This window comes from uncultured Capnocytophaga sp., from assembly GCF_937936315.1.
Classification (GTDB): domain Bacteria; phylum Bacteroidota; class Bacteroidia; order Flavobacteriales; family Flavobacteriaceae; genus Capnocytophaga.
This window is the reverse complement of the sequence record NZ_CALGWU010000054.1, coordinates 70,724-80,563: the sequence shown is the minus strand read 5'-3', so window position 1 is coordinate 80,563 and position 9,840 is coordinate 70,724. Positions and strand designations below refer to the sequence as shown.

At 37.5% G+C, this 9,840-nt stretch carries 10 protein-coding genes, 1 tRNA gene and 1 pseudogene; 11 read left to right on the top strand and 1 reads right to left on the bottom strand.

The window, feature by feature from the left end:
• The 11 genes and pseudogenes from Q0162_RS09945 to Q0162_RS09895 form a co-directional block, all read left to right on the top strand.
• Nucleotides 1-182, top strand: a pseudogene (locus Q0162_RS09945) (hypothetical protein); the annotation flags it as partial.
• A gap of 3 nt (nucleotides 183-185) precedes the next feature.
• The gene (locus Q0162_RS09940) at nucleotides 186-1,241 is read left to right on the top strand and encodes a PDDEXK nuclease domain-containing protein (RefSeq protein WP_297891184.1); all 1,056 of its coding nucleotides are present in this window, start codon (nucleotides 186-188) and stop codon (nucleotides 1,239-1,241) included.
• 18 nt (nucleotides 1,242-1,259) lie between these two features.
• A complete protein-coding gene (locus tag Q0162_RS09935) occupies nucleotides 1,260-2,021 on the top strand; it encodes a TatD family hydrolase (protein ID WP_297891182.1) in 762 nt (253 codons plus the stop codon).
• A gap of 72 nt (nucleotides 2,022-2,093) precedes the next feature.
• Complete coding sequence (locus Q0162_RS09930) at nucleotides 2,094-3,224, top strand: 1-acyl-sn-glycerol-3-phosphate acyltransferase (protein ID WP_297891180.1); 1,131 nt, start codon at nucleotides 2,094-2,096, stop codon at nucleotides 3,222-3,224.
• Nucleotides 3,214-4,242, top strand: a complete 1,029-nt coding sequence (locus Q0162_RS09925; protein WP_297891178.1) for an asparaginase — start codon at nucleotides 3,214-3,216, stop codon at nucleotides 4,240-4,242. The genes Q0162_RS09930 and Q0162_RS09925 overlap by 11 nt, the downstream gene beginning before the upstream one ends.
• 69 nt (nucleotides 4,243-4,311) lie before the next feature.
• Nucleotides 4,312-4,399 (top strand) — tRNA-Ser (locus Q0162_RS09920).
• A 66-nt stretch (nucleotides 4,400-4,465) separates the two neighbouring features.
• The gene (locus tag Q0162_RS09915) at nucleotides 4,466-5,197 is read left to right on the top strand and encodes a MotA/TolQ/ExbB proton channel family protein (protein WP_297891176.1); all 732 of its coding nucleotides are present in this window, start codon (nucleotides 4,466-4,468) and stop codon (nucleotides 5,195-5,197) included.
• A 28-nt stretch (nucleotides 5,198-5,225) separates the two neighbouring features.
• Nucleotides 5,226-5,678 (top strand): hypothetical protein, encoded by a 453-nt coding sequence (locus Q0162_RS09910; protein WP_297891174.1) that lies wholly within the window; start codon nucleotides 5,226-5,228, stop codon nucleotides 5,676-5,678.
• Between the two features lie 6 nt (nucleotides 5,679-5,684).
• The gene (locus Q0162_RS09905; protein WP_297891173.1) at nucleotides 5,685-6,299 is read left to right on the top strand and encodes a biopolymer transporter ExbD; all 615 of its coding nucleotides are present in this window, start codon (nucleotides 5,685-5,687) and stop codon (nucleotides 6,297-6,299) included.
• A 14-nt stretch (nucleotides 6,300-6,313) separates the two neighbouring features.
• Nucleotides 6,314-6,793 (top strand): biopolymer transporter ExbD, encoded by a 480-nt coding sequence (locus Q0162_RS09900; RefSeq protein WP_297891171.1) that lies wholly within the window; start codon nucleotides 6,314-6,316, stop codon nucleotides 6,791-6,793.
• Nucleotides 6,794-6,911: 118 nt separating this feature from the next.
• On the top strand, nucleotides 6,912-7,421 hold the full coding sequence (locus Q0162_RS09895; RefSeq protein WP_297891169.1) for a hypothetical protein: 510 nt from the start codon (nucleotides 6,912-6,914) through the stop codon (nucleotides 7,419-7,421).
• Nucleotides 7,422-7,486: 65 nt separating this feature from the next.
• Here Q0162_RS09895 and Q0162_RS09890 read toward each other — a convergent pair whose 3' ends face one another.
• Entirely contained in the window at nucleotides 7,487-9,742 is a 2,256-nt protein-coding gene (locus Q0162_RS09890) for a helix-turn-helix domain-containing protein (RefSeq protein WP_297891167.1), read from the bottom strand.
• Nucleotides 9,743-9,840: the final 98 nt, after the last annotated feature.

The following is a 9,840-nucleotide window of genomic DNA, read 5'->3' as shown; positions in this document are numbered from 1 at the left end:
TGTTTAAGAATTTGGAAAAAGAAATGGAAAAGCCAGAGAACAAGGAGTTACTCACGAAATTCCTCAAAGAAAAAGAAGCCTTTTTTATTGCCAACAAAGAACCTGGTTTCTACAAATATTACGAAGAAGATATCTATTATGCCATTTATGGCAAGCAATGGAAGAAGAAAATAAACTCATAATTTATGAATGAAATAACCAACATTACCGATTACAAAGACTGGTTGCAATCCTTAAAAAAGAGAATACAGCAAAGCCAAATAAAAGCAGCCATACAAGTAAATAGTGAGTTGTTACGCCTTTATTGGCAAATGGGAAAAGATATAGTTGAAAAGCAAGCGCAATCCAAGTGGGGCGATGGTTTTTTGCAAACGCTTAGTGCTGATTTGTGTGAGATGTTTCCTACAATGAAAGGTTTTTCTTATAGGAACCTAAAATCAATGCGACAATGGTATTTGTTTTATAATCAACAAAATATAATTGGGAAACAACTTGTTTCCCAATTAGAAGTTTCTTTGTTTAGTGTGCCTTGGGGGCATCATCTAATGATTATGCAGCGTTGTAAGGATATACAAGAGGCTATTTTCTACATTTATAAAACAATAGAAAACCACTGGAGCCGGTCGGTATTGGAACATCAAATGGGGCTGAATTTATATGAGCGACAAGGGAAAGCGATCACCAATTTTCAGCAAGAACTGCCTATGGCTGCCTCCGATTTAGCCCAAGAACTTACTAAAGACCCTTATGTGTTCGATTTTCTTTCAATAACAGAAAGTTATACTGAAAAAGAACTTCAACAGTATTTAGAAGATAATATGACGAAGTTTCTGTTGGAGCTTGGGAAGGGCTTTTGTTTCTATGGAAAACAGGTACATATAAATGTAGGAGGAGATGATTTTTATATCGATTTGCTTTTTTATAATGTGCAACTACACTGTTATGTAGTGGTAGAACTCAAAACAACCAAGTTTAAACCTGAACATATAGGGCAATTGAAATTTTATGTAACAGCAATAAATAAACAGTTGCGCACTGAAGCTGATAATCCTACTATTGGCTTGTTAATCTGTAAAGATAAAAATGATGTAGTAGCCCAGTATACCTTAGATGATATACATAATCCAATAGGCATTTCATCTTATAAATTATTTGATCAGTTATTAAAGGATTACAAATCATCTTTGCCAAGTATAGAAGAAATTGAAAAACAATTAAACACCACTGATGCGAGTTTGTAGCTCGTGTCCTAAGATCTAATGATAGATACCCATACACATTTATATTCAGAAGAATTTGATACCGAACGCGTTGAGATGATAGCGCGCGCAAAGGCAGCAGGCGTAACCCGTTGCTTTATCCCTGCTATTGATGCAAGTTATACCCAGCGAATGTTCCAACTGAAAAACGAATACCCTGATTATGTTTTCCTGATGAACGGTCTGCATCCTTGTAGTGTAAAAGAGAACTATAAAGAAGAGCTCGCTCACGTAGAAGCCTTAATGCCCACACATCCTTTTTGTGCGATAGGCGAAATAGGCATCGACCTCTATTGGGATAAAACTTTCCTCAAAGAACAACAAGAAGCTTTCGCTTGGCAAATACAGCTGGCAAAAAAACATCATTTGCCCATAGTAATTCATTGCCGTGAGGCTTTTGATGAGGTCTTTGAAGTTTTAGAATCCGAAAAAAGCGGCGACCTCTTTGGCGTTTTTCACTGCTTTACGGGAACTGAAGAGCAAGCCCATCGCGCTATTGGTTATGGATTGCATTTAGGAATAGGAGGAGTCGTAACTTTTAAAAATGGAAAAATCGACCAGTTTTTAAAAAATATTGATTTGTGCCATATAGTTTTAGAAACTGATAGTCCTTATCTAGCTCCAGTGCCTTATCGCGGAAAGCGTAATGAAAGTGCTTATATCGTGAAAGTTGTAGAAAAATTATCAGATATATATGAACTTCCAGAAAGCGAAATAACCCGCCTTACCGATATGAATGCTACAAAAATATTTAACATTTAATTAGGTGTTATCAAATATATTTCGTTACTTTGCCTTTCGTTATACAAAGAATAAGCAAACAAAATCGCTGAAATGACCGATTATTTTAAATCCATACGTCCGTTTAATGACGACGAAGTGCCTAAAGCCTTATTGCAAATTAAAGATACTCCTTTGATTCGTGCAATGATGGCTTATGCATTTCCTGAAGATACTCCTGCACAACGAGAGAAAAGACTCCTCGCTTGCCAAAAAGTATCCGATTTTCAGGTGGATATAATGTACCAAGTGGTTACTAAAGCAATCGAAAAAAGTATTACCGAATTTACTTGCGATGGATTTAGTGCTTTAGACCCTAAAAAGGCTTATGTTTTTGTTTCTAACCATCGTGATATTATCTTAGATACCTCTTTGCTAAATGTGGCTTTGCACGACAATCATCTCTCAATGACTGCATCGGCTATGGGCGATAATCTACTTAAGAAAAAGTATCTCAAGATATTAGCAATGCTCAATAGAAATATTATTATATATAGGAGTTTGCCCCCTCGTGAGGCTTTAGAGCATTCTAAATTGGTTTCGGAATTTATACATCATTGTATTACAGAGAACCACCGCAATGTGTGGATCGCACAACGCGAAGGGCGTACCAAAAATGGCGATGATCGCACCCAGCAAGGTGTCTTGAAAATGCTCACTCTAAATACTCCTGAAGGTGTATCCTCTTTGCAATACCTCAAAACCCTCAATATCGTACCAATGTCTATCTCCTATGAGTTTGACCCTACCGATGTACTGAAATTGCCTGCTCTCATCGCTCAACACAACGGCGTAGAGTATGTAAAATCTAAAAAAGAGGATTTCGAAAATATCATTCAAGGACTATTGGGGCAAAAAGGGCGTGTGCATATTTCGGTAGGTCAACCTTTATATGAGGAAATAGATGCTATAGAAAAGGCTCATCAACACCTAAACAAACAGCTACAAGCCTTAGCCGAGTGCTTAGATCGTGCGATTCACCAGCAGTACAAATTGTTTCCTGCTAACTATATCGCTTATGATTTGCTCAACAAAACTTCTATATATAAAGATTACTACAACGAAAAAGAATTTAGACAGTTTGAACGCCGAATGAACAACCGAAGCAAATCTGAAGACCTTTCTCAAAAAAAATTCTTAGAAATGTACGCCAATCCTGTAAAAAATAAATTCGATGGAAACTAATAATTCAAAAGTACTACTTATCTATACAGGAGGAACAATCGGAATGATAAAGGACTATCAAACAGGAGCCTTACGCGCTTTCGAGTTCGATAATCTCTATAAACGAATCCCCGAATTGTCCCATTTAGATTGTGATATATCTGTACATTCATTTGAAAAAGTGATAGACTCTTCCGATATGAATCCACAACATTGGATCACAATTGCCGAAGTAATTGAAAAAGAATATAACAACTACGATGGATTTGTTGTCCTTCATGGTAGTGATACAATGAGTTATTCCGCTTCTGCCTTGAGCTTTATGCTACAAGGCCTTAACAAACCCGTAATATTCACAGGATCACAACTACCCATAGGCGATTTGCGTACCGATGCCAAAGAAAATCTCATTACCTCCATACAATTGGCTGCCTTAAAAGAGAATGGTGAATCGGTAATACAAGAGGTAGGACTCTATTTTGAATACAAGCTCTACCGAGGCAATCGCACAACCAAAGTAAATGCCGAACACTTTCAAGCCTTCGCCTCTTTCAACTACCCTCTATTAGTAGAAAGTGGAGTACACTTAAAAGTAATGAAAGAAAACCTCTTACCACGCAAACATAATAACACCTTAGAAGTATGGAAAAACTTCGAAACTAATGTCGCAATCCTTAAAATGTTCCCAGGCATTACTCCTGCCGTCCTCAACGGATTCTTTAGTATCCCAAATCTCAAAGGAGTAGTCTTAGAAACTTATGGATCAGGTAACGCCCCTACCGATGAATGGTTCCTCGAAAGCTTGCAAAAAGCAATTGAAAAAGGAATATACATAATCAATGTAACCCAGTGTTCCGGTGGTAGTGTGATGATGGGTAAATACGAGGCTAGTGAAGCTCTCAAAAAGATGGGAATCATAGATGGAAAAGACCTTACAACTGAGTCTGCAATCACAAAATTAATGCTTTTACTTAGAAAAAATATCCCTTATAAAATGTTCAAAATCAAGTTTGAAGAAAATATAGCCGGAGAAATTTAGTAAAAAATTAAGAAAAAACTTGTGAGATAGAAAAATATTTTGTTACTTTGGCATTCAGAAACAGCATAGAGAGAGGTGTCCGAGTGGTCGAAGGAGTACGCCTGGAAAGTGTATATACGCCACAAGCGTATCGAGGGTTCGAATCCCTTCCTCTCTGCTTTTTTTCTAAAAAAAGTATTATTAAACATTAAATTATCAACTAACAAATTAAAAGATTAAACAAATGAAAAAAATGTCATCTAAGCTACTTCTAGTAGCAATGTTAATTTTAAACGTAGCTATGGTTAGCGCTCAGGAAGCAGCTGAAGCAGCGCAACAAAGTAAAGGCTTCCACCAAGTATTTAAAGAGCGTTTTATCGAAGGTGGTCCTGCCTATATGGCTCCTATCTTGCTCTGCTTGATCATCGGTTTGGCAGTAGCTATCGAGAGAATTATTTATCTTAATCTAGCAACTACCAACTCTAAAAAGTTGATTGCTGACATCGAACAAGCTCTAGATAGCAAAGGTATTGAAGCAGCTAAAGAAGTATGCCGTGATACTAAAGGACCTGTTGCCTCTATTTTCTATCAAGGTTTAGATCGTGCTTCTGAAGGTATTGATATGGTTGAAAAATCAGTAGTATCTTACGGTGGTGTCCAAATGGGACAATTAGAGAAAAACGTTTCTTGGATTTCTCTCTTTATCTCTATCGCACCGATGTTAGGGTTTATGGGAACCGTAATCGGTATGATCGAAGCCTTCGATAAAATTAGTTCTGCTGGTGGTTTGGATGCTTCTTTGATCGCTGGTGATATCAAGGTTGCCTTGCTTACTACCGTATTCGGTTTGATCGTTGCGATGATCCTTCAAGTATTCTACAACTACATTATTGCTAAAATCGACGCTATCGTGAACGATATGGAAGATGCTTCTATCTCTCTTATCGACCTTTTAGTAGCAAGAAAAATTAAATAATTTACTCACCCATTAAACAACTTTTAGTATGTATAAAATAGCAAAATACGCAGCAATAGCTTTAGGCGTAGTGGGTGTAGTATTATGGGCAGTTATGTCTTTCAATAGTGATAAAGACCCCAATACTCTCGATTACACTAATGCTTTCTATGCTGCTCAGCAAGCTCTTTTGGTATTAACCTATGTTTTATTAGGTATTACCCTCGCTGCAGTACTTATTTCAGCAGGAATGAACATCGCTTCATCTCCTAAAGCTCTTAAGAAAACGCTTATCTATACCGGTGGTTTCGTAGTGGTTCTTCTTTTAGGCTACATCTTCTCTTCAGGAGCTGCAGAACCTAATGCAAGTGAAGATGTGAAAAAAGCTAGCGAATCCGTGAGAAAATGGGTAAGCACAGGTCTAATCGCTTTATATATATTGGTAGCCGTTGCGGTAGGAGCTCTTATCGTTTCCAATGTGAAAAAAGCACTAATGAAATAAAAAATTATGGCAAGACGTTCAATACCTGAGGTAAATGCAGGATCTATGGCCGATATTGCTTTCCTTTTGTTGATATTCTTCTTGGTAACAACAACCATTGAAAGTAATACAGGGATCACTGTAAAATTACCTCCTAAACCACAAGAAAATACGCCACCACCTCCACTAGTGAAGGAGAAAAACGTATTGGTAGTGGTAGTGAATAAAAACAATCAGTTGTTAGTAAACAACCAATTGAAGGAACTTAAAGACGTTAAACAAACAGCTATTGATTTCTTGGATAACAATGGTGATGGTACCTGCGCTCATTGTAAAGGTAAACGTGATCCATTGTCTTCCGATAACCCCGATAAAGCTGTTATCTCTTTGCGTAACGACCGCGAAACTTCGTACAAAACTTATATAGCTGTACAGAACGAACTCATCGCAGCTTATAACGAACTACGCGAACGTGAACGCCAAAAGAAATTCCCTAACGAGGTTCCTTATGTTCAAATAGAAGAAGAGTTCAACGCTGCTCGTACCTCTCAATCTCGTAAAGATCAGCTTGAACCTATTATCTTGGAACTACAAAAACGTTTCCCAAGAAAACTTATAGAAACCGCGCCTAAAAAGCACTAAAAACTAAAGAGAATATGTCAAAATTTACTAAAAAGAAAAGTGGTGAAGTACCTCCAGTTTCTACGGCTTCCTTGCCTGACATTATCTTTATGCTTTTGTTTTTCTTTATGACTGTAACAGAATCAAAAGATAGTGACTTGATGGTGCAAAATAAGTTGCCTGTAGCTGATCAAATTCAGAAATTGGACAAAAAAGACCCTGTAGTATATATCTACGCTGGTAAACCCCTTCCTAAATATCAATCTAAGTTCGGGGCTAATGCCAAAATTCAAGTAAATGATAAATTTATAGACGTTTCAGAAGTAAGTCATTATATCCTTAACTATAGAGAAGGTTTACGTGATGCTCTTAAAGACGTTTATATCACTGCCTTGAAAGTAGATGCCGATACCAATATGGGACTTGTGAGTGATATTCGTGAGCAATTGCAAGAAATAAATGCTTTGAAACTCAACTATATTGCTCGTCAAGGGTCTCCTCTTGAGAAAAAATAGAAACATTTTTTAACTTTCTATCATAAAAAAGACACATATATTTATGTGTCTTTTTTTTGTTATTCTCAAAATTAATGTTACCTTTGCATTGTTAAAACATTTTTAATAGTAAATATTTATGAAAAAAATTATTTTATTTTTTGGTTTGCTCCTTAGTGCAGGAGCAGCTTCGGCTCAATCTTTAGATGCAGGCGATGTACAGCTCAATGCTGGTTTAGGTGTCTCTGGGCCTGGCGTTATTGTATATGGTTCCGCTGATTTTGGTGTTGCCGATAAAATATCTGTCGGTGGTGAACTTTTCTACCGCGGTAGAAGCTATAGCGGCGTAAGCTATAGTAGTATTGGTTTTTTAGCTAATGCTAACTATCACTTCGGTAAGCACATCAAAAGAATCCCTTCTAATGTAGATTTGTATGGCGGCTTATCACTAGGTTATTACAACTGGTCTAACGATTATGATAATTGGTATGGTGTTGATCCTTACTATGATTCTGGTTTCGCTGCACGTCTTCAAACAGGTGCTCGTTACTTCTTTACCGAAAACTTCGGTGTAAATGCTGAACTATTTGTAGAACACAACTCTTTCTCTGCAGGTGGTTTTAAAGCAGGAGTTACCTATAAATTCTAAAACTTATTTTGTACTTTATACACTAAGAGGCTGTACTCGCATAGAGTATAGCCTCTTTTGTCGCTTTAATTTCTTTTCAAAAAATATTCTTTAAACAATCGCAGTTGTCCATATTCATATCTTCTTTGGGTCTTTTCAATTATCCCTGCCAAAGAACTGAGATCTTCTTCAGCAGTAAATAGCTCTTCTAATTCCTTAATAGCTTCTGTAGTGAAAATTGCCTCTACAATATCTATTGGTAAAATTTCCCTTTCTATCAACTTGCCTAAATGTCCATAAATAGTTCCTTCAGTAAGCATACGTTCTTTGGCTATCTCGGCTACTGTTTTGTTCTGTTGCCATAATTGTAACGTGATGTCATAAGTAGAAATTTTTTCTTTCTTCTCTTTTTTGGGTTTTTCTTGGAGAGCGCTTATTTTAGGTGGATTGCTGAATAGTTGTTCATTTTTCAAAGTAGTATATACTCGCTCTATCAGCTGGTTGCGCATTGTCTCCATTTTCTTAGATTGTATATTCTCTTTGCTAAAAGGTTCTTGTTTTTCTAACAGCACGACCATTTGCTCTAAACGGAACAGTTTCTTGATGAGTTCTGCGAGGCTGTCGTCTAATTCTTTTAATTCTTTGCTAAACTCTTTTACTTTCTTCAGTCCTGCGACTTTGGTTTCTACATATAACAATTCGTACCATATCGTTTCTAATAGCGGACTAAAATAGGCAACAGCTTTCTGTATTCTTTCAAAAATTGTTTGTATAGGAGTTGGATTTTGGAAATAGCCTAATAGTTGCTTGCTAAACTTTTCAGATATAGCTACAAGTTCCTTTACTCGCTCGTATTGCTGCATTGCCCAGCTTTTATAGGTATTTTTGTTGCCCAAATCACCTATATAGCTATGGCTATGGGTGTACCACTCTTCTAATAAGGACTGCCAATCAAAGGTTTTCAGTATGTATTCTCTTAAGAAATCTATTCTACCCTCACGGCAGGCTTGTTGCATTTCCTCTTCTGTAGCTTTATTGTCGGCGTAGTCTATCACTTTCTCATCATTATCGATGCCGTTTTGTGTTACCGATGACAAGAGTACCAATCCGTCTAAGGAACGCAAGCGAGAGAATGCTACATAAGCTTGCCCAGAAGCAAATACACTTGCCAAGTCTAACACTGCTTTTTCAAAAGTGAGTCCTTGACTTTTGTGTATGGTAATCGCCCACGCCAATCGCAAGGGGTATTGAGTGAAAGTGCCTAAGCGTTCTTCTTCAATATCTTTGGTAGAGTCATTCACTTTGTAGCGCACATTTTCCCATTCGTAGCGCTCTACGTTTATGGTCATTCCGTTGTCCAAAGCTACACTCACCTCTTTTTCACCAAGGGCTACCACAGTTCCCATTTTCCCGTTAAAAAATAAGTGTTCTCCTGAGGGGTCGTTCTTGATAAACATCACTCTGGCGCCTTCTTTTAGCTGAATTACCTTTTCAATAGGGTAGAGATATTCAGGAAAATCGCCTACCACATCGGCTTCGTAACTGAATAGGGGAGAGGGGAGTTTTTCTAACTCCTCTTGGTTCATTGTGTCGGCTTTGTTGTTGTGAGTGGTGAGGGTAATGTACTCATTTTTGTGCTGTTTAGCGAACTCTGGTTGCACGTGTGAAGCCAATTGTCGCAAATCTTCTTGGGTGAGTTTGTTGTCCCTCAGGTGATTGAGTATAGAAATGAATACCCCATCGGTTTGGCGGTATATTTTTTCAAGCTCTATATACAGCAGTGGGTGCTGGGTGATTACTTGTGATTGGAAGAAGTACATTCCTGTGTAGTAATGTTTTAGCACCTCCCATTCTTCTTGTTTTACTACGGGCGGCAATTGCAGTAAATCGCCTATAAAAAGCACTTGTACCCCTCCAAAAGGTCGCCTATCCTTGCGGATAAACTGCATCATATAATCCATCGCGTCTAACACATCGGCGCGTAACATACTCACCTCGTCTACAATTAGCAGTTCCATATTCTTGATAACTTGCTGTTTGTTGCGATGCATTTGGAAGTGTTTTTTTAGTGATTGTCGGTTTTCAAACCTAAAAAACTCATTGGCAATAGGAGGGCTGTCAAAAGTAGGTAAAAATGAAGCAAAAGGCAATTGAAACTGAGAGTGAATAGTAACCCCTCGCGCATTGAGTGCTGCTATTCCCGTAGGGGCAACAACCACTGTGTTTTTATAGCTGGTTTCTATGATTTTGTGAAGCAAAGTTGTTTTTCCAGTCCCAGCTTTCCCCGTCAAAAAAATATTCCTATTGGTTTCGTTGATAAGTGTAAGAATACGCTTTTCCATACTCTTGTTCGGCTGATGTAGTTTTATGAGCACAAAAGTATAAAATATTTTGTGAAATAAAAAAAATAAACTACCTTTGCCACAAAAGATTACAAATT

Bases quoted from the DNA above. Each gene is read 5' to 3' on its own strand.
- Q0162_RS09905 (WP_297891173.1), top strand. From the start codon at position 5,685: ATGGCAAGACGTTCAATACCTGAGGTAAATGCAGGATCTATGGCCGAT.
- Q0162_RS09930 (WP_297891180.1), top strand. From the start codon at position 2,094: ATGACCGATTATTTTAAATCCATACGTCCGTTTAATGACGACGAAGTG.
- Q0162_RS09895 (WP_297891169.1), top strand. From the start codon at position 6,912: ATGAAAAAAATTATTTTATTTTTTGGTTTGCTCCTTAGTGCAGGAGCA.
- Q0162_RS09935 (WP_297891182.1), top strand. From the start codon at position 1,260: ATGATAGATACCCATACACATTTATATTCAGAAGAATTTGATACCGAA.
- Q0162_RS09925 (WP_297891178.1), top strand. From the start codon at position 3,214: ATGGAAACTAATAATTCAAAAGTACTACTTATCTATACAGGAGGAACA.
- Q0162_RS09890 (WP_297891167.1), bottom strand. From the start codon at position 9,742: ATGGAAAAGCGTATTCTTACACTTATCAACGAAACCAATAGGAATATT.
- Q0162_RS09915 (WP_297891176.1), top strand. From the start codon at position 4,466: ATGAAAAAAATGTCATCTAAGCTACTTCTAGTAGCAATGTTAATTTTA.
- Q0162_RS09900 (WP_297891171.1), top strand. From the start codon at position 6,314: ATGTCAAAATTTACTAAAAAGAAAAGTGGTGAAGTACCTCCAGTTTCT.
- Q0162_RS09910 (WP_297891174.1), top strand. From the start codon at position 5,226: ATGTATAAAATAGCAAAATACGCAGCAATAGCTTTAGGCGTAGTGGGT.
- Q0162_RS09940 (WP_297891184.1), top strand. From the start codon at position 186: ATGAATGAAATAACCAACATTACCGATTACAAAGACTGGTTGCAATCC.